Origin of the sequence: Streptomyces sp. NPDC051578, from assembly GCF_044454045.1 — a bacterium.
Lineage (GTDB): Bacteria > Actinomycetota > Actinomycetes > Streptomycetales > Streptomycetaceae > Streptomyces.
Genome location: NZ_JBITDH010000002.1, coordinates 54,343 through 76,627, shown reverse-complemented (window position 1 = coordinate 76,627; position 22,285 = coordinate 54,343). Strand labels below are relative to the sequence as shown.

Here is a 22,285-nt window from a genome sequence, read left to right as displayed (position 1 = left end):
GCCCGGCCGACCTGACCGCCCGCCCGGCCCGCGCCGCTGTTCGCGCCCCGGTCAGGCCGAGGGTTCCCGCCAGGTACCCGTCGTCAGCAGCGTCTCGATGGTCTTCGTGTACGGGGCGATGTCCAGCTTCTGCGCCGCCAGCCAGTCGTCCGAGTAGTACTTGTCGAGGTAGCGGTCGCCCGGGTCGCACAGCAGGGTCACGACACTGCCCGTACGGCCCTGCGCCACCATCTCCGAGACGATCTTGAGCGCGCTCCACAGGCCGGTGCCGGTCGAGCCGCCCGCCTTGCGCCCGATGGCCTGCTCCAGGGCCCGGCAGGCGGCGACGCTCGCCGCGTCCGGCACCTTCATCATCCGGTCGATGGCGCCGGGCACGAAGCTCGGTTCCATCCGGGGGCGGCCGATGCCCTCGATGCGCGAACCGCAATCGCTGCTCGCGTTCGGGTCGCCCTGGGTCCAGCCGTCGAAGAAGCAGGAGTTCTCCGGGTCGGGCACGCAGATCCTGGTGTCGTGCTGCATGTAGTGGACGTAGCGCGCGATCGTCGCGGAGGTGCCGCCGGTTCCGGCCGTCGCCACGATCCAGGCCGGTTCCGGGTAACGCTCAAGACGCAGCTGCTGGTAGATCGACTCCGCGATGTTGTTGTTGCCGCGCCAGTCCGTGGCCCGCTCCGCGTACGTGAACTGGTCCATGTAGTGCCCGCCGGTGCGTGCCGCCAGCTCCGCGGACTCCTCGTACATCTTCATCGGGTCGTCCACGAAGTGACAGGTGCCGCCGTGGAATTCGATGAGACGGCACTTCTCGGGGCTGGTCGTGCGCGGCATGACGGCGACGAAGGGGACACCGATCAGCTTGGCGAAGTACGCCTCGGACACGGCGGTCGAGCCGGAGGAGGCCTCGATGACCGGGCGGCCGGGACGGATCCAGCCGTTGCACAGCGCGTACAGGAACAGGGAGCGGGCCAGTCGGTGCTTGAGGGAGCCGGTCGGGTGCGTCGACTCGTCCTTCAAGTAGAGGTCGATGCCCCATTCCTCGGGGAGCGGGAAGCGCAGCAGGTGGGTGTCGGCGGACCGGTTGGCGTCGGCCTGGACCTTGCGCACGGCCTCGTTCAGCCAGGCCCGGTAGTCCGCGTCGCTGCGGTCGACGTCGTCGACTCCGGCGGTGGTGCTGGTCGTGCTCATGCGCCTTGCTCCTTCATCATTTCCACGGCCCCCTGCCTTCGCAATGTACCTCCCTCACCTGCGCAAACGGTTCCTTTGGGTTTCCATGCGCATCGCTTTAGGGGGGCGTGCGAGCGGCCTTCGGCCGAGCCGCCGGACGACCTGCGGAGCACCCGCAGGCGGCTTTCGGACGGCGGACCGACCACTTTCGGACGGGTGCCGGACACCGGGCCCAGATCGTCGGGCCCGTTCGGTTGCACACCGGCGCACCGTGGGTGACCCTGGTGAGGCGTCACAGAGGGTGCAGCACCCGTAACACTCATGTCGGGGAGTCGCAGCCGTGATAAGTCATTCCCGCAGGCACTGCGTCGTCGAACTGCAGGCCCTGCCCGCGCGGATCGGCCAGATCCGCAGAATCGTTTCTGCACAACTGCGTCACTGGCAGCTCGACCCCCTGATCGACCGGGCCGCGCTCGGCGTGACGGAGCTGCTCAGCAACGTGCACCGCCACGCGCAGCCGGACAAGGTCTGCAGGGTGGAGATCGAATTCCGGCTCGGCCGGCTCACCGTCTCGGTGCACGACAACGATCCGCGGCTCCCCGTGGTGCGGGAGTCGGCGGCCCTGGAGACCTGCGGGCGCGGCCTCGCGCTCGTCGCGGCGATCAGCGAGGCCTGGGGCTCCCGGCACCAGCAGGACGGGCCCGGCAAGGTGGTCTGGTTCTCCCTGCGGGCGGCACCCGCCTCGACGGCGCCGACCCGTACCGTGCGGATCTCTTCCAAGGCCGTACGAGAGCCCGCCCCGGCGGCGCTCTACGCCGTGGAACCGGCGGCCGTCGTCACAGCCGTGCCGGTATCGGCCCGGGCCGGCGCCAGGCCCGGGTAGCCCTCGCCCCCGCCGAGAGCCCGCCGCCCGGCCACCGCCGTGAGCCTACCGCCCGGCCACCGCCCGGAGCCCCCCGCCCGACCGCCTGCCGCCTGCCGCCTGCCGCCTGCCGCCGCCGGCATACGACGCACGCCGCCCCCGCCCCCGCCCCGGTCGGCGCCCCGCACCGGGCCCCTCCCCCTCAGGCGACGGCGCCCAGCGCCCCGAGCGGGTCGTCCAGCACCGGCTGCCATGCCAGCTCCGCCGCGCCGACCAGGCTGTTGTGGTCCAAGGTGCACGGCAGGATCGGCACCCCGCCGCTGCGCCCCCAAAGGCTCCGGTCCGCGACCACCGCGCGCAGCCGCTCCGGGTCCGCCTGCAGCAGCTCGCGGTGCAGACCGCCCAGGATGATCCGGTCCGGGTTGAGGATGTTCACCAGACCCGCCAGGCCCAGTCCCAGCCGGTCGATGAGTTCCTCGGCGGCCGCCCGTACGGCCGGATCCGCGAACTCGGCGTGCAACAGGTCCCGCGCCTGCTGGAGCAGCGACACCTCGGGGCCGGGCGTACGGCCCGCCGCCGTGAGGAAAGCCAGCGGGTCCGCCTCCACGTCCAGGCAGCCCCGGCTGCCGCAGTGACACGCCCGCCCCTCGGGGTTCACGGTGAGGTGGCCGACCTCCAGGGCGAGACCGGAGCTGCCGGTGTGCAGGCGGCCGTCGAGCACCAGCGCCCCGCCGACACCCCGGTGGCCGGTGGCCACGCACAGCAGGTGCTGCGCGCTGCGGCCCGCGCCGTGCCGGTGCTCCGCGAGCGCGGCGAGGTTGACGTCGTTGCCGGTGAGGGCGGGGCCGTCGATCCCGGCCGCTTTCACCCGTTCGGCGAAGATGGCACGGACCGGCGATCCGGCCGGCCAGGCCAGATGCAGGGGATTCAGTGCGGTGCCCTCCGGCTCCGCGACCGCCGAGGGAACCGCGAGGCCCGCGCCGATGCAGCGCCGACCGGACTGCGCGAGCAGCGCGGCGCCCGCGTCGACGACGGCTCCGAGGACCTGCGCCGGGTCGGCCGAGACGGTGACCTTGCCGGGGGCGGTGGCCACGATCCGGCCGCCGAGGCCGACGAGGGCCGCCCGGAAGCCGTCCGGGTGCACCTGGGCGGCCAGCGCCACCGGGCCGTTCTCCTCCACCGCGAGCCGGTGCGAGGGCCGGCCCTGGGTACCTCCGGCGCCACCGGGGCGGGAGTCGACGCGGATCAGGCCGAGCGCCTCCAGTTCGGCGGCGACCGCTCCGGCGGTGGCGCGGGTGACGCCCAGCTCGGCGGTCAGCACCGCCCGGGTCGGGGCCCGGCCGGTGTGCACGAGTTCGAGCGCCGGGCCCAGCGCACCGCGGCCCCGCTCCAGTCTGGTCCTCGTGGCCGCCGCCGCCCGGTCGGCGGCGGAGGCCGCCGATGAGTCCGTGGACACCGTGGACGCGTCCCCCACCCGCCGCGGGGCCCCCTTGCCGTTCATGACAGCGATCCTCGCACGAGCGGAAGGGGCCGGGCGCCGCTCAGGGCAGGAGGCCGCCGACCCGCAGTGTGATGTTCAGCCGACCCGTCAGGCCCAGCTCGGGCGGTGCGGTGCCGGGCAGGACCTTCGGCACGCCGTGGTAGGCGAGCCGGCTCGGTCCGCCGAAGACGAACAGATCGCCGCTGCTCAGTTCCACGTCCTGGTACGGGCGGCCGCGCGAGGCGGTGTTGCCGAAACGGAACAGGCAGGAGTCACCGAGGCTGAGGGAGACGACCGGCGCCGCCGACTTCTCGTCGGAGTCCCGGTGCATGCCCATGCGGGAGTCGCCGTCGTAGAAGTTGACGAGGGCGATGTCGTACGCCTCCTCCGGTGGCCGCCCGTAGGCGTCGGTGACGGCGGTGCGCCCCAGTTCGGCGAGCCAGGCGGGCATCGGCTTGACCGGCGCACCGTCGCCGTCGACGGCGGTGCGCGCGTATCCGTACGGGTACCAGTGCAGCCCCAGGCACACCTGGCGGGCGGTCATCGTCCCGCCGCCGGGCGTGTGCACGGTGCGCAGCCCGGCCGGCGGCAGGGCCCACGCGCGACAGGCGGTGAGCAGCTCGCGCTGCCGGCGCCGGTCGAGCCAGTCGGGCAGGTGCACCGCGCCGGGGGCGATCTCGGTCCGCTCGCGCGGGAAGAGTTCCCCTTCCATGCCCCCATTGTCAGGGTGGCTGGCACACTCCCTCCATGGAGATCATCGACTTCGTGGAGACGCTGGCCCGTGAGGGTCGACTGATGGCGGACGCCGCCGAACGGGCGGGTACGGACGCCCCGGTCCCGACCTGCCCCGACTGGCGGGTCGCGGATCTGCTGCGGCACACCGGATCGGTCCACCGCTGGGCGGCCGGGTATGTCGGCGGCGCGGTGAAGGAGCCGGTTCCGTTCCCGCAGGCGCCGGATGCGGCGGGGCCGCAGCTGCTGGCCTGGTTCCGGGAGGGGCACGCGGCGCTGGTGCGGACGCTGCGCGAGGCCCCGGCGGATGTGGAGTGCTGGACGTTCCTGCCCACCGCCCCGTCCCCGCTGGGGTTCTGGGCCCGCCGTCAGGCGCACGAGACGACGGTGCACCGGTTCGACGCGCAGGCGGCGCTCGGCGTCCCGTTCACCACGGTGACCCCGGAGTTCGGTCAGGACGGGGTGGACGAGCTGCTGACCGGCTTCCACGCGCGCTCGCGCAGCCGGGTGCGCAGCGAGAAGCCCCAGGTCATACGCATACGGGCGACCGACACGGGCGGGGTGTGGACGGTGCACCTGTCGCAGGAGCCGCCGCGTACGGTGCGGGGCGGGTCCGGGACCCCGGCGGACCTCGACCTGACGGGCGAGGCGGCCTGGCTGTACGCGGCGCTGTGGAACCGCCTCCCCTTGACCGCCCCCGACGACGTCGAACACCCGCTCGCGCAGCTGTGGAAGGAGGCCTCCCCGATCACCTGAGACGTCCGCCCCGCCGGCGCCCGGACAGGCCCTAGCCGATGGTGGCCGCGAAGCCGGTCTGGGCGGAGTAGGGCCAAGCCGGTGACGTGTTCCACGGGTTGGGCATGGCGGCGCTCGTGGCGTAGGCGTAGCCCGCGCCGCGGTCGAAGGCGGTGCGGAGCGTGGACCGCATGGCGGAGGCGTCCGGGACGTCGTGGACGAGGTGCCAGAACGCCGTGCCGCTCGGGTCGAGTTCGCTGCCGGAGCGGTAGCCGCCCGACTCGTCGAAGACGTTGCCGGGCGGCCGGCCGCCGGAGGTGTAGGCGGTGTAGCTGTCCTCGAAGGTGACGAAGACGTCGGCCGTACGGTGGCCCGGTTCCAGGTAGCAGTCGGCGATGGCGGTGCCGGGGTTGTCCACGACCAGGTCCGGTACGGCCGGGTCGACGGCGTGCATGACGTCCTCGACGTAGCGGCGCAGATGCTCGTACAGGTCGCGGGTGGCGTTCGCCGGGCCGCAGTCGCGGCTGACGACGTCGAAGAAGATGCCGTCGACGTGCAGGCGGCCGTCGGGCGTCTTCAGGTAGTTGTCCACAGAGGCCGTGACGGAGGCCAGGTCACGGTTGCCGTGGTCGGTGTGGACGTAGCCGAGCACCTTGGTCCGTTCGCCGGTCGCCGTGATGCCGGCGCGCAGGGCGTCCGCGCGGGCCTGCCAGCGGGCGCCGAACGGGGAGTCTCCGTTGTCCGGGTTGAGGACGACCACGGAGACGGCCGGGCCGGCGGCGGTCAGGCCGGACAGCATCGGGTCGTCCGCCCACACGTAGGCGGGGACGGCCACCTCCAGGCCCCGCACGCCGGGGGCCCGTGGGCTGGGCGGCGCGGCGGGGGCCGGGGCGGGTGCGGCGGTGCGCGCGGGAGCCGGCGGAGCCCCGGGCGAGGCCGTGCAGGCGGGGGTCGGGGCGACGAGCAAGAGGACGGTCGCGACGGCGTACAGCGCCTTCACGGCGCGGGCGCGGGCCATGGCTGTTCCTCCGGCGGCGGCAGGGGGGCGGGCGACCCGAGGAACTGTAGACGCGGCCCAGCGCCGAACGAGCCGAACTCCCCTTCGTTCATACGACGAACAGAAGAACGACGAATCGTTTCCGCCACCGCCGCCACCGGCCGCCGCCCACCGCCGCCTGTCCGGAAGCCGGGGAGGGCCGTGTCCTGCCGGGCGGAGACGGCTTCGACCCGGGCGGGCGATCCGGGGCACTCACACGGGCTGATGGCCCCGCGCCGGGAGGCCGCCGCCGCACCCCGTCGGGCTCTCGTGGGCCTTCGTCAGGGCCGAGGACGGCGCGCCCCACGGGCTGCGCGACCAGTTCCTCTCCTTCGCATCCTGTCGGGTCCGTGCCGCTCGGCACGATCTGAAAGAGACGGCCCGGCAGGCGGTGCCGCCCGGCCCCGTGCGGGGTCGGGCGGCACTCGCGCGGCTCAGCCCCGGCTTCGGCGCTCCAGGCGGCCGTCCAGTACGTGCAGGGCCTTGCGGGCGAGCGGGTACGCGCGGACCAGCTCGGCCAGCGTCGTGGACCCGCGGGTGATCCGGGCGAAGGCCAGCCAGGCCGGGCGCAGGCCGGTGATCGCCGCGTGCAGCAGCCCGGGCTTCGCCTCGAACAGCGCCAGCATCCGCTTGCCGACGCCCATCTCCACGCCCAGCCCGGCCTTGACCGCGAAGGCGTAGTTCAGCGCCTGGCGCCGGGCGTCCACCGCGTCCTGCGCCTCGGAGATCTTCACGGCCCACTCGCCCGCGAGCCGCCCCGAGCGCAGCGCGAAGGAGATGCCCTCACGCGTCCACGGCTCCAGCAGCCCCGCCGCGTCCCCCGCCACCAGCACCCGGCCGCGCGAGAGCGGCGAATCGGGCTTACGGCAGCGGGTGAGGTGCCCCGAGGAGACGGCGGGCTCGAATCCGGCCAGCCCGAGGCGGGCGATGAAGTCGTCCAGGTAGCGCTTCGTGGCGGCGCCCTCGCCCTTCGCCGAGATGACGCCGACGGTGAGGGTGTCCCCCTTGGGGAAGACCCAGCCGTAACTGCCCGGCAGAGGGCCCCAGTCGATGAGCACCCGCCCCTTCCAGTCCTCGGCGACGGTCGGCGGAACCGGGATCTCCGCCTCCAGGCCGAGGTCTACCGTGTCCATCTCGACGCCGACGTGGGCGCCGATCCGGCTCGCGCTGCCGTCCGCGCCGACCACGGCCCGGCCCAGCACCGTCTCCCCGTCCGCGAGGACCACGGCCACCGTGCGCCGGTCGGGCACCGCCGCGCCGTGCTGCTCGACGCGGCTCACGGCCGTGCCCGTGCGGACGGTCGCGCCGGCCTTCTCCGCCTCCGCGACCAGTGCCGCGTCGAACTCGGCCCGGTTGACCATTCCGAACAGCATGCCGCGCGAACGGCGGGTCCGGGTCAGCCGCCCGTTCATCGAGAAGGTGACCGCGTTGATCCGGTCCTTGAAGGGCAGGACGAACCCCGGCGGCAGGGCGTCGCGCGAGGGGCCGATGATGCCTCCGCCGCAGGTCTTGTACCGGGGCAGTTCGGCCTTCTCCAGGAGCAGGACGCGCCGCCCGGCGCTCGCCGCCGCGTGGGCCGCCGAGGCCCCGGCCGGTCCTGCCCCGACCACGACCACGTCCCACACCTCGCCGCTCCCCCCGGCGCTCCCCTCGTCGGCCGGCCCGGCGGCGTTCTGCTCTGCGCTCGCGCCCTGTACGTCGTCGTCGCTGCTCACGATGTGCTGCTGCTCCTGATCAGGCTGTTCCTCGGATGCCAGGGAAATCCTACGGCGAGAGATCGTCTCGGCTCGCTGTGCGAGGATCGATGCTGTCTTTCGCCGTACCCCGTTCCTCCGCACACCAGGCGGATGCGGGAGGCGTACACGTACACCAACGTCGCACCCAAGAGGAGCGTGCCCATGTCGCCGATTCCGGTCGCCCAGACCATCGCCTCGCTGATGCCCCGTGCCCGGCAGGAGCTGGCCGAGCTGGTTGCCTTCCGGTCGGTGGCGGACTTCTCGCAGTTCCCCAGGAGCGAGAGCGAGGCCGCCGCGAACTGGGTGGCGGACTCGCTCCGCGCCGAGGGCTTCCAGGACGTGGCACTGCTCGACACCCCCGACGGCACGCAGTCGGTGTACGGGTACCTGCCCGGCCCCGAGGGCGCGCCGACCGTCCTGCTCTACGCCCACTACGACGTGCAGCCGCCGCTGGACGACGCCGCCTGGATCTCCCCCGCCTTCGAGCTGACCGAGCGGAACGGCCGCTGGTACGGGCGCGGCGCCGCCGACTGCAAGGGCGGCTTCATCATGCACCTGCTGGCGCTGCGGGCCCTCAAGGCCGACGGCGGGGTGCCGGTCGGGGTGAAGGTGATCGTGGAGGGTTCGGAGGAGCAGGGCACCGGGGGCCTCCAGCAGTACGCCGAGGCGCACCCGGAGCTGCTGGCCGCCGACACCATCGTCATCGGCGACGCGGGCAACTTCCGGCTGGGCCTGCCGACGGTGACGGCCACGCTGCGCGGCATGACCCTCGTCAAGATCAAGATCGACACCCTGGCCGGGAACCTGCACTCCGGGATGTTCGGCGGTGTCGCCCCCGACGCCCTGGCCGCGCTGATCCGCGTACTGGACTCGCTGCGGGCCGAGGACGGCTCGACGACGGTGGACGGGCTGGCCTCGGACGCGGTCTGGGAGGGGCTCCAGTACCCGGAGGCCGAGTTCCGGGCCGACGCGAAGGTCCTGGACGGCGTGGGCCTGATCGGCGAGGGCACGATCGCGGACCGGCTGTGGGCCCGCCCGGCCGTCACCGTCCTCGGCATCGACTGCCCGCCGGTGGTCGGTGCGACGCCGTCGGTGCACGCGAGCGCGGGCGCGCTGATCAGCCTGCGGGTGCCGCCGGGCGTGGACACGGCGGAGGCCATCAAGCTGCTGGAGGCGCACCTGGTGGCGCACACCCCGTGGCAGGCCCGGCTGGAGCTGGAGGTCGTGGGCCAGGGGCAGCCGTTCCAGGCCGACACGAGCAGCCCCGCGTACGCGTCGATGGCGGCGGCCATGGAGGTCGCGTACCCCGGCCAGGAGATGCAGGTCAGCGGAATGGGCGGGTCGATCCCGCTGTGCAACACGCTGACGTCGCTGTACCCGCAGGCGGAGATGCTGCTGATCGGTCTGAGCGAGCCCGAGGCGCAGATCCACGCGGTGAACGAGAGCGTCTCCCCGGAGGAACTGGAGCGCCTGGCGGTGGCGGAGGCCCTGTTCCTCGTGAACTACGCCCGGTCCAAGAACGTTTGACCTACGCCACGGGTGAACTCCGCTTCCGGTGAAACGCGCACCGGGAGCGGAGGCTGCCGGATTACGTTCGGACCATGACCGGACTTGATCTGGTGGAGGTCATCCCCCGCCGCCTTCACATGCTGCGTTTCCCCATCGGCCAGGCGTACTTGTGGCAGGACGACCAGGCCCTGACGCTGCTCGACGCCGGCCACGCGGGCGCCGCCGACGCGATCGAAGGGGCGATCCGTTCGCTGGGCCTGCTCCCGGAGCGGCTGGAGCGGATCGTACTGACCCACTGCCACCGCGACCACGTGGGCGCGGCGGGGGAACTCCGGGCCCGCCGGGGTGCACGGATCGTGGCGCACCGGCTGGACTCCCCCGTGATCCGGGGCGAGCAGCCGGTGCCCGAGCCGGTGCTCGCGGACTGGGAACTCCCCTTGTACGCGCACGGCCTGACCGTCCCGCAGGCGCCGCCGACCCCGGTGGACCAGGAGGTGGAGGACGGCGAGCGGCTGCCGTTCGGGGGCGGCGCGGTGGTGGTGCACGCGCCCGGGCACACGCCGGGCAGCATCGGCGTGCACCTGCCGGAGCACGGCGTGCTGTTCACCGGGGACTGCGTGGCGGGAGTCGGGCAGGTCATGCTCGGCGTGTTCAACGTGGACGGCGCCCGGGCCCGCGCCTCCTTCCGCCGCCTGGCCGCCCTGTCCCCGTCGGTGGCCTGCTTCGGCCACGGCGACCCCCTGACCACCGCCACGGCCGACACCCTCCACAAAACCGCGCACGCCACCTGACGACGCCCCGACCGACCTCGCCCGCCGACACCCCGGGCCCCGTCCGACGACGAACCACGACCCGACTGCGCCGACACCCGCGGCCGTCTCCAGGGCCGCCTGACGACGCCCCCGGACCGACCTCCACGGCCGACACCCTTCGCAAGCCGCATGTCCGTCCGACGAACCACGACACGACTGCGGCCGAGACACCACCGGCCGGCCGCGGGCTCGCCTGACGGCGAGGTCCGGTCCGGTCTCGGTCGGCGCCTCCGGGGCCGCCGGAGGGCCGCCCGCCCGAGGGCCGGCTCCTGCGAGCGCGCGCTAGAGGCCGAGGCGCTCGCCGAGGGCGCGGCCGTCCGCCGCCGGCCCGCCTGGGCCGTCTCTTCCGGATCTTGCCGGGCCGGCGCCGCCCGACACCGTACCCCTGCGCTCGTCGAGGCACCCGAAGCCGTCCACTGGAGGGGAACCTCTTGGTGCACGGCACGGACGACGCGGCTCGACGGGCAGAAGCCGAAGAGCCCAGCCCCGTCCGGACGATCTCCCCCCGGCCTGCGGCGGCGGCCACGCCACCTTCCCGCATGGCCGGAACCGCCCGAGCACGCCCGCTACGAGGCGCGATCCTCCGCCCCGGGCCGCACCGCATGCGGCCTAAGGGACCGGCCGGCCCGCCTCCAGGTACAGCGGGCGGCCGCGTTCGCGTGCCCGCAGGGCCCACCGCAGGCGCTCGAAGCGGACCGGCGGCAGCATGCCGGCGGCCTCGGTCTCCGTCACGAACCGCCACTCCCGCAGCTCCGGCCCCGGCAGCCGCAGCCCCGCGATCTCCCGCTCTCCCAGCCGTCCGCCGTCGAACAGCAGCCGCATCCCCCCGTACGCGGGGGACACCGGCCGCTCCCAGTCCACCACCAGCAGCTCCGGCAGCCGCTCCAACGCCAGCCCCAGCTCCTCCTCGACCTCCCGCACGCCCGCGCACGCCGGGGCCTCGCCGGCCTCCACCACGCCGCCCGGGAACTCCCACCCCGGCTTGTACGTCGGATCCACGAGGAGCACCCGCCCCCGCTCGTCGAAGAGCAGCACCCCCGAGGCCACCGTCTCCCGCGTCGGCTCCGGGGTCTGCACGATCTCGCACACCGGCGCCGACCCCGTCCGCACCGCGTCCGCGATCCGCTCCGCGGTCTCGCGCACCGTCAGCCGCCCGTTGTCGAGGACGTGCGCGTCGGCCGTCAGCCAGCCCAGCGCCTGCCGGTACGCGGGGATGTGGTCGTACGCCCACTGCCTGACCCGGGCGTTCACCTCCTGCGGCGCGCCCGGCTCCTCCCGCGTGGCGATCCGCTCACGCAGAATCGTTTCCTCGGGAGCCAGCAGCACGTGCCGCACCGGTATCCTCCGCGCCGCGAGCCCGCCGAAGATCTCGTCGCGGTACTCCTGGCGCAGCAGCGCCATCGGCACGACCAGCACCCCGCCCAGCTCCGCCAGCATCGCCGCCGCCGTCTCCACGACGAGCCGCCGCCAGCTCGGCAGGTCCTGGTAGTCGGCGACCTCCGCGAGCCGCTTGCGAGGGAGCAGCACCCGCAGGGCGTCGCCGATGAACTCCGGGTCGAACACGGTGCTGTCCGGCAGGAGTCCGGTCAGTTCACGGGCCGTGCTGGTCTTCCCGGCACTGAACGCGCCGTTGATCCAGACAATCACGTCTACCCCTCTCCGATGGCTCGCCTCGAAGCCCCCAGTGGCTTGCCCGCCTCACCCTGCCACGGAAACCCGCTCCCCGGCGGAGTGCTTATCCTCAAGGTCAGAGCCTTGTCGTGCGTCCCTGCCCCTGCCCCGCCCGTGTCTTCGCCCGCGTCCCGCCCGACCGCTTCTCCGGAGGTCCCGTGCCCCACACCCGCCGCCCCTCCGTACCCCGTTACGGCAACAGGCCGACCATGAAGGACGTGGCCGCCCAGGCAGGCGTGGGCCTCAAGACGGTCTCCCGGGTGGTCAACGGCGAGCCGGGCGTCACCCCCGACACCGAGCGGCGCGTCCAAGAGGCCATCGAGACCCTGGGGTTCCGCCGCAACGACAGCGCCCGCGTGCTGCGCAAGGGCCGCACCGCCACCGTGGGCCTGGTCCTGGAGGACCTGGCCGACCCCTTCTACGGGCCGCTGAACCGGGCCGTGGAGGAAGTGGCCCGCGCCCACGGGGCGCTGCTCATCAACGGTTCCAGCGCCGAGGACCCCGAGCGGGAGCGGGAGTTGGCCCTGGCACTGTGCGCCCGCCGGGTGGACGGGCTGATCGTGATCCCGGCCGGGGACGACCACCGCTACCTGGAGCCGGAGATCCGGGCGGGCGTGGCCACGGTGTTCGTGGACCGCCCGGCGGGGCGGATCGAGGCGGACGTGGTCCTCTCGGACAACTTCGGGGGCGCCCGGGACGGCGTGGCGCACCTGATAGCCGGGGGCCACCGCCGGATCGGCTTCATCGGCGACCACCCCCGCATCCACACGGCGACGGAACGCCTGCGGGGCTACCGGGCGGCGATGGCGGCCTCCGGGCTGCCCGTGGACGAGTCCTGGGTGGCCATGGGTCCGACCGCGCCCGGCCCGGTCGCGGCCGCCGCCCGCCGGATGCTTTCGGCGCCCGAGCCGGTCACCGCCCTGTTCGCGGGCAACAACCGGGTCACGGTCACGGCGGTGCGCGTCCTGGCCGCCGAGCGGCGCCCGGTGGCCCTGGTCGGGTTCGACGACTTCGAGCTGGCCGACCTGCTGCGTCCCGGTGTGACCGTGGTCGCGCAGGACGCGGCGGCCCTGGGACGGGTCGCCACGGACCGCCTCTTCCAGCGCCTGGCGGGCGCCGACCTGGCTCCGGCCCGCATCGAGCTGCCCACCCGCCTGGTTCCCCGCGGCTCGGGCGAACTGCCCCCGGCGGCCTGAAACCCGCGGGGTTCCGGGCCGCCGGGGGCAGGACGCGCCTTCGCTCAGGCGGTCGTCTTGAGCGTCGCCGAGCGGCGCGGGATCGCGAAGGCGTCCAGCTCGGCGCGGGTGAGGCCGGTCAGGGCCGTGACCTCGTCGGTGCCCACGGCCCCGCAGTCGAGACCGCGGACCAGGTAGCCGGCCAGGGCCTTGGCGGTGGCGGGCTCGTCCATGACGTCACCCTCGATCTTGGCCACGTACGCCTTCAGGCGGGCGGCCGCGGCTTCGAGGCCCTCGCGGTAGAAGGTGTAGACGGCCGCGTACCGGGTCGGCAGGTGTCCCGGGTGCATGTCCCAGCCCTGGTAGTAGGCGCGGGCCAGGGCGCGCCGGGTGAGCCCGTAGTGCAGCTTCCAGGCTTCGTGGACGTGCTCGGTGGTACCGATCGGCAGGACGTTGGTCGAGCCGTCGGAGACGCGTACGCCGGTTCCCGCTGCGGCGACCTGCATAATCGCCTTGGCGTGGTCCGCGGCGGGGTGGTCGCTCGACTGGTAGGCGGCGGAGACGCCGACGCAGGCGCTGTAGTCGAAGGTGCCGTAGTGCAGGCCGGTGGCGCGGCCCTTGGCGGCCTCGATCATGCGGGCCACGGTGGCGGTGCCGTCGGAGGCGACGATCGACTGGCTGGTCTCGATCTGGATCTCGAAGCCGATCCGGCCCGGGCGCAGGCCCCGGGCGGACTCGAAGGCCTCCAGCAGCTCGACGAAGGCACTGACCTGCTCGGCGTAGGTGACCTTCGGGAGGGTGAGGACGAGGCCCTCGGGCAGGTCGCCGTGTTCCAGGAGCCCGGAGAGGAAGACGTCGGTGGTGCGGATGCCGCGGTCGCGGACGTTGGATTCCATGCACTTCATGCGGATGCCCATGTAGGGGGCGTTCGTGCCGTTGGCGAAGGCCTCCGAGACGAGGCGGGCGGCGCGGGCGGCGGCCTGGTCCTCCTCGGCGTCGGAGCGGACGCCGAAGCCGTCCTCGAAGTCGACGCGCAGGTCCTCGATGGGCTCGGCGGCGAGCTTGGCGCGTACGCGCTCGTAGACGGGTACGGCGAGCTCGTCGGAGATGCCGAGCACCTTGGCGAAGGTGGCGGCGTCCGGGGCGTGCTCGTCGAGGGCCGCGAGCGCCTGGTCGCCCCAGGAGCGGATGGTGTCGGCGGCGAAGACGTCGCCGGGCACGTAGACGGTGTGGATGGGCTGGCGGGTCCCCGGGTCGCCCGGGTAGTGCCGCGCGAGTTCGGCGTCCACCGGGGCGAGGGAGGCGCTGATGCCCTCGCTGACCGCGCCCGCGAGGCTCGTCGCCACCTTCTCCTGCTGACCCATCGTGCACTCTCCTCTTTTCCGCTTCACGGAAGCTTAGATCCGCATAGCAGAATTTAGTCACGGGGTTCCGCCCAGTCAATGGTCCCTCCGCCGTTGCGGGCGAACGACTCGGGGCCGTGTGGTGAGATGCACCACACGGCCCCGAAGTCACCCCAAGGAAGGGAGAAGCGCAGGTCAGCCCTTGCGCGCCTTGATCTCGTCGGTCAGCTGCGGGACGACCGTGAAGAGGTCGCCGACCACGCCGTAGTCGACCAGGTCGAAGATCGGTGCCTCGGCGTCCTTGTTGATGGCCACGATGGTCTTCGAGGTCTGCATGCCGGCCCGGTGCTGGATCGCGCCCGAGATGCCGGAGGCGATGTACAGCTGCGGGGAGACCGACTTGCCGGTCTGGCCGACCTGGTTGGTGTGCGGGTACCAGCCGGCGTCCACGGCGGCGCGCGAGGCGCCGACCGCCGCACCGAGGGAGTCCGCGAGGTCCTCGATGAGGTGGAAGTTCTCGGCGCCGTTGACGCCGCGGCCACCCGAGACGACGATCGCGGCCTCGGTCAGCTCCGGACGGCCGGTGGACTCGCGCGGGGTGCGGGAGACGACCTTGGTGCCGGTGGCCAGGGCGCCGAAGGTGACGGCGAGCGCCTCGACGGTGCCGGCGGCCGGGGCGGCCTCGACCGGAGCCGAGTTCGGCTTGACGGTGATGACCGGGGTGCCCTTGGAGACACGGGACTTGGTGGTGAAGGACGCGGCGAACGCGGACTGCGTCGCGACCGGACCCTCGTCACCCGCCTCGAGGTCGGTGGCGTCGGTGATGATGCCGGAGCCGATGCGGACCGCGAGGCGGGCCGCGACCTCCTTGCCCTCGGCGGAGGACGGGACGAGCACGGCGGCCGGCGATACGGCCTCGTAGGCGGCCTGGAGGGCGTCCACCTTCGGTACGACGAGGTACTCGGCGAACTCGGGGGCGTCGGCGGTCAGGACCTTGACGGCGCCGTGCTCGGCGAGCACGGAGGCGGTGTTCTCGGCGCCGGCGCCGAGGGCGACCGCGACGGGCTCGCCGATGCGGCGGGCCAGGGTCAGCAGTTCGAGGGTGGGCTTGCGGACGGCGCCGTCCACGTGGTCGACGTAGACGAGGACTTCAGCCATGGGAGTGCTCCTGCGAATGCGAAGTAGTCAGGGGGCGATCGTGAGGGTGTCGGCGAAGCTCTCAGATGAACTTCTGGCGGGCGAGGAACTCCGCCAGCTGCTTGCCGCCCTCGCCCTCGTCCTTGACGATCGTGCCGGCGGTACGGGCCGGGCGCTGCGCGGCGGAGTCGACCTTGGTCCAGGAGCCCTCCAGGCCGACCTCGTCGGCCTCGATCTCCAACTCCTCCAGGTCCCAGGACTCCACCGGCTTCTTCTTGGCCGCCATGATGCCCTTGAAGGACGGGTAACGGGCCTCGCCGGACTGGTCGGTCACCGAGACGAGCGCCGGCAGGGAGGCCTGCAGCTGCTCGCTCGCGGTGTCGCCGTCGCGGCGGCCGGTCACGGTGCCGTCCTCGACCTTGACCTCGGAGAGCAGGGTGACCTGCGGGACGCCCAGGCGCTCGGCGAGGATCGCCGGGAGCACGCCCATGGTGCCGTCGGTGGACGCCATGCCGGTGATGACCAGGTCGTAGCCGGCCTTCTCGATGGCCTTGGCGAGCACGAGCGAGGTGCCCATGACGTCGGAGCCGTGCAGGTCGTCGTCCTCGACGTGGATGGCCTTGTCGGCGCCCATGGACAGCGCCTTGCGCAGCGCGTCCTTGGCGTCCTCGGGGCCGACGGTCAGGACGGTGATCTCCGCGTCGTCCGCCTCGTCGGCGATCTGGAGCGCCTGCTCGACGGCGTACTCGTCGAGTTCCGACAGCAGACCGTCGACGTCGTCGCGGTCGACGGTCAGGTCATCGGCGAAGTGCCGGTCGCCGGTGGCGTCGGGTACGTACTTCACACAGACAACGATCCTCAGGCTCACGCCGACTCTCCTACCGCATCGTCTTTTTCTGGTACCGCCTTGTGCAGGCAGCATAGGCGCCTTGCCGGGCGGATCCCGATCGGGGCGGCCCGCGTCCCGAAGGGAATGTTACTCGTCAGTACACAGTGGGTCTTCCCCGGTGGCAAGGCCGCCGAACTGTGATCTGGCCAACGCCACCCGAACCCGCCCCAGCAGGGACGATTCAGTCCCGCAGCGCGTTGAAGCGCCCCTGGTGGTAGAGGAGCGGACGGCCCTCGCCGCCGGCGTGCACCTCCGGGTCCCCGCAGACCAGCTCGGCGATGATCACCCGGTGGGCGCCGGCGGGCACCCGCGCCACCACCCGGCACACCACCCACGCCAGCACCCCGGACAGGACCGGCACCCCGTGCGGACCCTCGGCCCAGTCGGTGGCGGGCCCGAAACGGTCGGCGCCGCTGCGGGCGAAGAGCCCGGCGAGCTCCTGCTGGTGCTCGGCGAGTATGTGCACGCCGAGGTGGTCGCTGTCGCGTACGGCGGGCCAGCTGGAGGAGCCGGTGCCGATCGTGAAGGAGAGCAGCGGCGGATCGGCGGAGACCGAGTTGAGCGATGTCGCGGTGAACCCCACCGGGGCGCCGCCGCTCGTGGTGGCGGTGATGACAGCGACCCCCGCCGCGTGCTGGCGGAAGACGGAGCGCAGGAGGTCGGGGGATCCGGCCGTGCCGGTGGTGAAACGGGGGGACGGGGCCGTCGGGGCCGTCATGAGGGGGCTTCCTTCTGCCGCGCGGGGCGCGGGCGAAGTCGGGGATCGGGGGTCGGGGACGTTCAGCGATCCCAACAGCGCGCGCTCGCGTGGCGGACGAGGTCGACGTGGACCCGTCCGTAAAACAGGAGTTCATACCGCATGTGGTCAGCCTGGCGATCTCTCGTGTACACAGTCAAGCCGCTCCGGCCGGATGTCGGGCGCGTCACGCCCGGTGCGGGCGCGTGCACCGGCGCCCGCGTCCCCTCGCCCGGCCCGCCGGCCCCCCGCACCCCGCCCGTCACACGGCCGCCCCGAGAGCGGCGATCACGTCGGCCTTGCGCGGCATCCCGGCGGCCCGCCGGACGATCCGCCCGGCCGCGTCCAGCACCAGCACGGTCGGGGTCTTCTCGATGCCGAGGGCGCGTACGAGCTCCAGGTTCCGCTCGGCGTCCACTTCGACGTGCGCGACGCCGTCCACCATCGAGGCGACCTCGGCCAGGATCCGCCGGGTCGCCCGGCAGGGCTGGCAGAACGCGCTGGAGAACTGGACGAGGGTGGCCCGCTCCCCCGGTTCGGCGCCCAGTTCGGCGGCGCCCAGCCGCGCCCCGTCCCCGTGCCCGCGTTCCCCTGCCGCCATCGGTACCCCTGCCCTCGCTCCGGTCGTACGCTGATCCGAGCGCCCCGCCCGTGCGCCGCATTCCCGGCGTGACGAGAATCTCCTTGGGCACAAGCGTCTGGACTGGCTCACGGGCCGGTATGTGGGGCACCATCCCCATGGTCGCGTACCTACGCTTCCGTAACTTCCGGCCGGGAGCACCTCCCCAGGCAGAAAGCGGGGTCTCCCCACCATGGCTGAGCTCGTCTACCCACCCGTGATCGGCGCCGCGCACACGCTCTTTCGCGCGCTGGACATCCGTATCGACATGAAGGGCACGGAGAACATCCCGCGCAAGGGCGGGGCGGTCCTGGTCTCCAACCACATCGGCTACCTCGACTTCATCTTCGCCGGTCTGGCCGCGCGGCCGCAGAAGCGGCTGGTGCGGTTCATGGCGAAGGAGTCGGTGTTCCGGCACAAGGTGTCCGGCCCGCTGATGCGCGCGATGAAGCACATCCCGGTGGACCGCGCGCAGGGGGAATCGGCGTACCAGCACGCGCTGGACTCGCTCCGGTCCGGCGAGATCATCGGGGTGTTCCCCGAGGCGACCATCTCCCAGTCCTTCACGCTCAAGAGCTTCAAGTCGGGTGCGGCCCGCATGGCGCAGGAGGCCGGGGTCCCGCTGATCCCCGTCGCGCTCTGGGGTACCCAGCGGCTGTGGACCAAGGGCCGCCCGAAGGACCTGAGGCGCAGCCACATCCCGGTGACGATGCGGGTGGGCGAGCCGCTGGAGGCGCCGACGGACCAGTACGCGGGGGCCATCACCCGACGCCTGCGCGAGCGGGTGCAGGAACTGCTGGACGCCGCGCAGCGCGCGTACCCGGCCAAGCCGAAGGGCCCCGAGGACTCCTGGTGGCTCCCGGCGCACCTGGGCGGGACCGCCCCGACCCCGGCGCAGGTCAAAGAAGCGGGCTGAGCACTCGGCCCGGACCACGGGCAGGACCCGGAGGGGGGTCGACGGATGCGGGGGTGCGGGCGGTACCTGGGGGCAGCGCTCGCCGCGCGGTTCGCCTCCGAGGGCATGGGGATGGCCGTGGTGCTGCTGGCCCTCGAACGGACGGGGAGCGCCGCGCACGGGGCGTTCGTACTGACCGCCTGGCTGGCACCGCACGTGCTGGCCGCTCCGCTGGCAGGGGCCGCCGCGGCCCGCACACGCCGGCCCAGGCTGTTCCACGCGGGCGCGCTGGCCGGGTTCACGGCAGCCGTGGCGGCGCTGGCGCTGCTGCTGGGGCGGGCTCCGACCGTGGTGGTGCTGGCGGTCGCGCTGCTCGGCGGCACGTGCGGGCCGATGGTGACGGGCGGCCTGTCGAGCCTGGTCGGCGCTCTGGTGCCGCCGGGACCCGGCCGGGACCGGGCGTACGGGTGGGACGCGTCGACCTACAACGCCGCCGCCGTCACCGCACCTGCCGCCGTGAGCGTGGTGGCGGCGCTGGGTTCCGCGGGACCGGCGATGGGTCTGCTGGCGGCTTCGGGCGCGCTGTCCGCGGCCTTGGCGGCGAGCCTGCGCTACGAGTCCCCGCAGGGGGGCGCCGGACGGTCCGGAGCCCGGCCCGGGCTCACCGGGGGGCTCGCCGCGCTGTGGCGGGTGCGGCAGTTGCGGGCCGTCACCTCGGCGACGACCCTGGCCTTCGTCGGCATCGGCTCCCTCACCACCACCTCGGTGCTGCTGGCCTCGGCGCTGGGCAGCCCGGGGGCCGGCGGGGTGCTGATGACGGCCTTCGCGGTGGGCGCGCTCGCCGGTTCCCTGACGCTGGGCCGGGTCACGGCCGTCACACCGGGCCGGCTGGCCTGCGGGGCGCTGGCCGGGACGGCGGTGGCCCTGGCCGGGGCGGCGTTCACACCCTCGGTGGCGTGGACGGCGGCCGCCTTCGCCGCCGCCGGGGTGTGCGACGGCCCGCTGCTGACGGCCACCCTCAGGATCCGCTCGGAGTACGCCCCCGAGGCGGTGCGCACGCAGGTCTTCACCCTGGGCGCCGGGCTCAAGCTGACGGCTGCCTCGGCGGGCGCCGCCCTGGTGGGGCTGGCAGCCGCAGCGCCGCCCCGGACGCTGGTGCTCGGGATCGCCGGGCTCCAGGCGGCCGGGGCCCTGCTCCAGGCCTGGTTGGGCCGGGCCGGGCCCGTGGCGGCCGCGGGGGCGGTCACAGGGCCGTCGGCAGCTTCCGCCACAGCTCGGGCCGGTCCGCGGACTCCCGGAGCGCCGTGAGGGCGCCCGCGTGCGGGGCGGCGTAGAGCGTCGGGTAGTCCACCTCGCCGAGCTCGGGGCGTACGGGGAAGGCGAGTTGCTCCCGTTCGAGGTCGAACCGGGCGTCCACGCCGGGCTTGTTGCCGCGCGCGTCCAGGCGGGACCAGCCGTCGCGGCCGGGCAGCCGCAGGGCGACGAGCCCGTGGAGCAGGGGCTGTGAGCCGTCGTCCTCGGTGAGGCGCTGGTAGCAGAGGGCGGCCGGGATGCCCCGGGCGCGCAACAGGGCAGCCAGGGCATGGGACTTGGCGTGGCAGATGCCGTTGCGCGTGGCGAGCACGTCGGAGGCGCGCCAGGTGACGCGCATGTCCCCCGAGTCGCCGGAGTGCGGGATGGTGTCGCGCACGAACTCGAACGCCGCTTCGGCGTAGGCGTACGGGTCTGCGCCGACGGCCCACAAGGCGTCGGCGGTCTCGCGGACGAGGGGGTGCCCGTGGTCGACGGCTTCGTCGGCGGCCAGATAGGCGCGGACGTCGGCATGCTCCTGGATCAGTTCCATGACCCAGGAGCATACCTATGCAGCATTCTGCATTTCTATCGATTTATGGAGTGCAGTTCGCCGGCCACGACTACCGGGCGAGTTCTTCCTTCAACGCCTGGAGGAAGCCGTCGACGTCCTCCTCCTGCGTGTCGAAGCTGCACATCCAGCGGACGTCACCGGCGATCTCGTCCCAGAAGTAGAAGCGGTAGCGCTCCTGGAGGCGCCGGGACACCTCGTGCGGCAGCCGCGCGAACACCGCGTTCGCCTGCACCGGGTAGAGGATCTTGACGCCGTCCGTCTCGCGGACGCCCGCCGCGAGCCGCTGGGCCATCGCGTTGGCGTGGCGGGCGTTGCGCAGCCACAGGTCCTTCGCGAGCAGCGCTTCGAGCTGCACCGACACGAACCGCATCTTCGACGCCAGCTGCATCGACATCTTGCGGATGTGCTTCATCTGCCGCACGGCGTCGGGGTTCAGCACGACCACGGCCTCGCCGGCCATCATGCCGTTCTTCGTGCCGCCGTAGGAGAGCACGTCCACGCCGACCGCGTTGGTGAAGGCGCGCATGGGCACGTCGAGCGAGGCCGCGGCGTTGGCTATCCGGGCGCCGTCGAGGTGCACCTTCATGCCCAGCGAGTGCGCGTGGTCGCAGATCGCCCGGATCTCCTCGACGGTGTAGACCGTGCCGAGTTCGGTGTTCTGGGTGATCGAGACGACCTGCGGCATGGCGCGGTGCTCGTCCTCCCAGCCCCACGCCTGCCGGTCGATCAGCTCGGGGGTGAGCTTGCCGTCGGGCGTGGGGACGGTGAGGAGCTTGATACCGGCCATCCGCTCGGGCGCACCGCCCTCGTCGACGTTGATGTGCGCCGACTCGGCACACACCACGGCGCCCCAGCGGTCGGTCATCGCCTGGAGGGCGGTGACGTTGGCGCCGGTGCCGTTGAAGACGGGAAAGGCCTGCGCGTACGGACCGAAGTGACTGCGGAAGATCTTCTGCAGGTGTTCGGTGTACTCGTCGTCGCCGTAGGAGACCTGGTGGCCGCCGTTGGCGAGCGCGACGGCCTCCAGGATCTCCGGATGCACCCCCGCGTAGTTGTCGCTGGCGAATCCGCGCACCGTCGGGTCGTGGTGGCGGCGCGCATCGGTCGTCCCGATCGCGGTTCTCACGGCCTGGGAGTGAGCCACAGACGCTGTCCGTTCACATCGGAGGCGGGCTCGTCCCATACGCCGGCGATGGCCTCGGCCAGCTCCTTGACGTCCGTGAAGCCCGCGAACTTCGCATTGGGGCGTTCCGCGCGCATCGCGTCGTGCACCAATGCCTTGATGACCAGGATCGCAGCCGCGGCCTGCGGGCCGTCCTCGCCCCCCGCCTTGCGGAAGGAGTCGGCCATGGCCAGCGTCCAGGCCTCGGCGGCCGCCTTGCCGGCGTTGTAGGCGGCGTTGTTGGCGACCGGCTTGTGGGCGCCGGACTGGCTGACCAGGACGTAGCGGCCGCGGTCGCTGCGGAGCAGGCCGTCGTGGAACGCGATCGAGGTGTGCTGCACGGTGCGGATCAGCAGCTTCTCCAGGAAGTCCCAGTCCGCGAGGTCCGTGTCGGTGAAGGAGGTGCTCCCGCGCCAGCCGCCGACGAGGTGGACCAGGCCGTCGATGCGGCCGAAGTCCTTCTCGATCCGCTCGGCCCAGGCCTTCGTCGCGGCGAGGTCGAGCAGGTCGACGGTGTCCCCGATGACGGTGGCGCCGCCGTGGGCGTACCGGGCCGCGTCCACGGCCTCGGCGAGGCGCGCCGGGTCCGCGTCGGACGCGACGACGGTCGCGCCCGCCTCGGCGAGGCGGAGCAGGGCGGCGCGCCCGGCGGGCCCGCCCGCCCCGGCGACCGCCACCACCGCTCCCTGGAGCACCGTGTTGTCGTTGCCCGAGCCGTTCATCCGTGCAGCCTC

At 73.3% G+C, this 22,285-nt stretch carries 21 protein-coding genes; 7 read left to right on the top strand and 14 right to left on the bottom strand.

Annotated elements, in window-relative coordinates; all coding sequences use genetic code 11:
• Positions 1 to 51 precede the first annotated feature (51 nt).
• Complete coding sequence (locus ACIA6C_RS11320) at positions 52 to 1,179, bottom strand: PLP-dependent cysteine synthase family protein (RefSeq protein WP_366083166.1); 1,128 nt, start codon at positions 1,177 to 1,179, stop codon at positions 52 to 54.
• Between the two features lie 319 nt (positions 1,180 to 1,498).
• Here ACIA6C_RS11320 and ACIA6C_RS11315 point away from each other — a divergent pair, with 319 nt between their 5' ends.
• On the top strand, positions 1,499 to 2,041 hold the full coding sequence (locus ACIA6C_RS11315) for an ATP-binding protein (protein ID WP_399274673.1): 543 nt from the start codon (positions 1,499 to 1,501) through the stop codon (positions 2,039 to 2,041).
• Positions 2,042 to 2,222: 181 nt separating this feature from the next.
• On the opposite strand, the gene ACIA6C_RS11310 is transcribed toward ACIA6C_RS11315, so the two are convergent.
• Both ACIA6C_RS11310 and ACIA6C_RS11305 read right to left on the bottom strand, forming a co-directional pair.
• Positions 2,223 to 3,521, bottom strand: coding sequence for an ROK family protein (locus ACIA6C_RS11310; RefSeq protein ID WP_361137402.1), 1,299 nt, complete (start codon positions 3,519 to 3,521; stop codon positions 2,223 to 2,225).
• Between the two features lie 40 nt (positions 3,522 to 3,561).
• Positions 3,562 to 4,212: an alpha-ketoglutarate-dependent dioxygenase AlkB family protein gene (locus ACIA6C_RS11305; protein WP_399274671.1), complete on the bottom strand. Its 651-nt coding sequence runs from the start codon at positions 4,210 to 4,212 to the stop codon at positions 3,562 to 3,564.
• Positions 4,213 to 4,247: 35 nt separating this feature from the next.
• On the opposite strand from ACIA6C_RS11305, the gene ACIA6C_RS11300 reads away from it, so the two are divergent.
• A complete protein-coding gene (locus ACIA6C_RS11300) occupies positions 4,248 to 4,988 on the top strand; it encodes a maleylpyruvate isomerase family mycothiol-dependent enzyme (protein ID WP_399274669.1) in 741 nt (246 codons plus the stop codon).
• A gap of 31 nt (positions 4,989 to 5,019) precedes the next feature.
• On the opposite strand, the gene ACIA6C_RS11295 is transcribed toward ACIA6C_RS11300, so the two are convergent.
• Entirely contained in the window at positions 5,020 to 5,985 is a 966-nt protein-coding gene (locus ACIA6C_RS11295) for a spherulation-specific family 4 protein (RefSeq protein WP_399274667.1), read from the bottom strand.
• 452 nt (positions 5,986 to 6,437) lie between these two features.
• Positions 6,438 to 7,628 carry a geranylgeranyl reductase family protein gene (locus tag ACIA6C_RS11290; protein WP_399276182.1) on the bottom strand — a complete coding sequence of 397 codons (1,191 nt, stop codon included), beginning with the start codon at positions 7,626 to 7,628 and terminating at the stop codon, positions 6,438 to 6,440.
• A gap of 273 nt (positions 7,629 to 7,901) precedes the next feature.
• On the opposite strand from ACIA6C_RS11290, the gene ACIA6C_RS11285 reads away from it, so the two are divergent.
• Both ACIA6C_RS11285 and ACIA6C_RS11280 read left to right on the top strand, forming a co-directional pair.
• Entirely contained in the window at positions 7,902 to 9,266 is a 1,365-nt protein-coding gene (locus tag ACIA6C_RS11285; protein WP_399274665.1) for a dipeptidase, read from the top strand.
• Positions 9,267 to 9,340: 74 nt separating this feature from the next.
• Positions 9,341 to 10,039 (top strand): MBL fold metallo-hydrolase, encoded by a 699-nt coding sequence (locus ACIA6C_RS11280; protein WP_399274663.1) that lies wholly within the window; start codon positions 9,341 to 9,343, stop codon positions 10,037 to 10,039.
• 630 nt (positions 10,040 to 10,669) lie between these two features.
• Here the strand turns inward: ACIA6C_RS11280 and ACIA6C_RS11275 are convergent.
• Positions 10,670 to 11,707 (bottom strand): NUDIX domain-containing protein, encoded by a 1,038-nt coding sequence (locus ACIA6C_RS11275; RefSeq protein WP_399274661.1) that lies wholly within the window; start codon positions 11,705 to 11,707, stop codon positions 10,670 to 10,672.
• A gap of 233 nt (positions 11,708 to 11,940) precedes the next feature.
• Here ACIA6C_RS11275 and ACIA6C_RS11270 point away from each other — a divergent pair, with 233 nt between their 5' ends.
• Positions 11,941 to 12,927, top strand: coding sequence for a LacI family DNA-binding transcriptional regulator (locus ACIA6C_RS11270; RefSeq protein ID WP_399276180.1), 987 nt, complete (start codon positions 11,941 to 11,943; stop codon positions 12,925 to 12,927).
• 44 nt (positions 12,928 to 12,971) lie between these two features.
• Here the strand turns inward: ACIA6C_RS11270 and ACIA6C_RS11265 are convergent, their stop codons facing one another.
• The 5 genes from ACIA6C_RS11265 to ACIA6C_RS11245 all read right to left on the bottom strand — a co-directional run bounded on the left by ACIA6C_RS11265 (position 12,972) and on the right by ACIA6C_RS11245 (position 17,612).
• Positions 12,972 to 14,270 (bottom strand): DUF6986 family protein, encoded by a 1,299-nt coding sequence (locus tag ACIA6C_RS11265; RefSeq protein WP_399274659.1) that lies wholly within the window; start codon positions 14,268 to 14,270, stop codon positions 12,972 to 12,974.
• Between the two features lie 174 nt (positions 14,271 to 14,444).
• Positions 14,445 to 15,407 carry an electron transfer flavoprotein subunit alpha/FixB family protein gene (locus ACIA6C_RS11260; protein WP_399274657.1) on the bottom strand — a complete coding sequence of 321 codons (963 nt, stop codon included), beginning with the start codon at positions 15,405 to 15,407 and terminating at the stop codon, positions 14,445 to 14,447.
• 61 nt (positions 15,408 to 15,468) lie between these two features.
• On the bottom strand, positions 15,469 to 16,254 hold the full coding sequence (locus ACIA6C_RS11255) for an electron transfer flavoprotein subunit beta/FixA family protein (protein WP_399274655.1): 786 nt from the start codon (positions 16,252 to 16,254) through the stop codon (positions 15,469 to 15,471).
• Positions 16,255 to 16,456: 202 nt separating this feature from the next.
• Positions 16,457 to 16,993, bottom strand: a complete 537-nt coding sequence (locus ACIA6C_RS11250; protein WP_399274653.1) for a flavin reductase family protein — start codon at positions 16,991 to 16,993, stop codon at positions 16,457 to 16,459.
• A 280-nt stretch (positions 16,994 to 17,273) separates the two neighbouring features.
• Positions 17,274 to 17,612, bottom strand: a complete 339-nt coding sequence (locus ACIA6C_RS11245) for a TlpA family protein disulfide reductase (RefSeq protein WP_399274651.1) — start codon at positions 17,610 to 17,612, stop codon at positions 17,274 to 17,276.
• A gap of 211 nt (positions 17,613 to 17,823) precedes the next feature.
• Between ACIA6C_RS11245 and ACIA6C_RS11240 the strand changes: the two genes are divergently transcribed.
• Together ACIA6C_RS11240 and ACIA6C_RS11235 are read left to right on the top strand one after the other, a co-directional pair.
• On the top strand, positions 17,824 to 18,546 hold the full coding sequence (locus ACIA6C_RS11240; RefSeq protein ID WP_361137413.1) for a lysophospholipid acyltransferase family protein: 723 nt from the start codon (positions 17,824 to 17,826) through the stop codon (positions 18,544 to 18,546).
• Between the two features lie 45 nt (positions 18,547 to 18,591).
• Positions 18,592 to 19,833: an MFS transporter gene (locus ACIA6C_RS11235; RefSeq protein WP_399274649.1), complete on the top strand. Its 1,242-nt coding sequence runs from the start codon at positions 18,592 to 18,594 to the stop codon at positions 19,831 to 19,833.
• Here the strand turns inward: ACIA6C_RS11235 and ACIA6C_RS11230 are convergent.
• The 3 genes from ACIA6C_RS11230 to ACIA6C_RS11220 all read right to left on the bottom strand — a co-directional run bounded on the left by ACIA6C_RS11230 (position 19,769) and on the right by ACIA6C_RS11220 (position 22,273).
• Positions 19,769 to 20,368: a transglutaminase family protein gene (locus ACIA6C_RS11230; protein ID WP_399274647.1), complete on the bottom strand. Its 600-nt coding sequence runs from the start codon at positions 20,366 to 20,368 to the stop codon at positions 19,769 to 19,771. The genes ACIA6C_RS11235 and ACIA6C_RS11230 overlap by 65 nt on opposite strands.
• 70 nt (positions 20,369 to 20,438) lie before the next feature.
• Entirely contained in the window at positions 20,439 to 21,515 is a 1,077-nt protein-coding gene (locus tag ACIA6C_RS11225; RefSeq protein ID WP_361137416.1) for a low specificity L-threonine aldolase, read from the bottom strand.
• Positions 21,512 to 22,273: an SDR family NAD(P)-dependent oxidoreductase gene (locus ACIA6C_RS11220; protein ID WP_361137417.1), complete on the bottom strand. Its 762-nt coding sequence runs from the start codon at positions 22,271 to 22,273 to the stop codon at positions 21,512 to 21,514. Before ACIA6C_RS11220 ends, ACIA6C_RS11225 begins: the two co-directional genes overlap by 4 nt.
• Positions 22,274 to 22,285 lie beyond the last annotated feature (12 nt).

What these genes read in the sequence shown, in the direction of transcription:
- ACIA6C_RS11235 (WP_399274649.1), top strand. Translation starts at nt 18,592, where the DNA reads ATGCGGGGGTGCGGGCGGTACCTGGGGGCAGCGCTCGCCGCGCGGTTC.
- ACIA6C_RS11230 (WP_399274647.1), bottom strand. Translation starts at nt 20,368, where the DNA reads ATGGAACTGATCCAGGAGCATGCCGACGTCCGCGCCTATCTGGCCGCC.
- ACIA6C_RS11300 (WP_399274669.1), top strand. Translation starts at nt 4,248, where the DNA reads ATGGAGATCATCGACTTCGTGGAGACGCTGGCCCGTGAGGGTCGACTG.
- ACIA6C_RS11245 (WP_399274651.1), bottom strand. Translation starts at nt 17,612, where the DNA reads ATGGCGGCAGGGGAACGCGGGCACGGGGACGGGGCGCGGCTGGGCGCC.
- ACIA6C_RS11285 (WP_399274665.1), top strand. Translation starts at nt 7,902, where the DNA reads ATGTCGCCGATTCCGGTCGCCCAGACCATCGCCTCGCTGATGCCCCGT.
- ACIA6C_RS11220 (WP_361137417.1), bottom strand. Translation starts at nt 22,273, where the DNA reads ATGAACGGCTCGGGCAACGACAACACGGTGCTCCAGGGAGCGGTGGTG.
- ACIA6C_RS11250 (WP_399274653.1), bottom strand. Translation starts at nt 16,993, where the DNA reads ATGACGGCCCCGACGGCCCCGTCCCCCCGTTTCACCACCGGCACGGCC.
- ACIA6C_RS11270 (WP_399276180.1), top strand. Translation starts at nt 11,941, where the DNA reads ATGAAGGACGTGGCCGCCCAGGCAGGCGTGGGCCTCAAGACGGTCTCC.
- ACIA6C_RS11305 (WP_399274671.1), bottom strand. Translation starts at nt 4,212, where the DNA reads ATGGAAGGGGAACTCTTCCCGCGCGAGCGGACCGAGATCGCCCCCGGC.
- ACIA6C_RS11265 (WP_399274659.1), bottom strand. Translation starts at nt 14,270, where the DNA reads ATGGGTCAGCAGGAGAAGGTGGCGACGAGCCTCGCGGGCGCGGTCAGC.
- ACIA6C_RS11280 (WP_399274663.1), top strand. Translation starts at nt 9,341, where the DNA reads ATGACCGGACTTGATCTGGTGGAGGTCATCCCCCGCCGCCTTCACATG.
- ACIA6C_RS11260 (WP_399274657.1), bottom strand. Translation starts at nt 15,407, where the DNA reads ATGGCTGAAGTCCTCGTCTACGTCGACCACGTGGACGGCGCCGTCCGC.
- ACIA6C_RS11240 (WP_361137413.1), top strand. Translation starts at nt 17,824, where the DNA reads ATGGCTGAGCTCGTCTACCCACCCGTGATCGGCGCCGCGCACACGCTC.
- ACIA6C_RS11295 (WP_399274667.1), bottom strand. Translation starts at nt 5,985, where the DNA reads ATGGCCCGCGCCCGCGCCGTGAAGGCGCTGTACGCCGTCGCGACCGTC.
- ACIA6C_RS11310 (WP_361137402.1), bottom strand. Translation starts at nt 3,521, where the DNA reads ATGAACGGCAAGGGGGCCCCGCGGCGGGTGGGGGACGCGTCCACGGTG.
- ACIA6C_RS11320 (WP_366083166.1), bottom strand. Translation starts at nt 1,179, where the DNA reads ATGAGCACGACCAGCACCACCGCCGGAGTCGACGACGTCGACCGCAGC.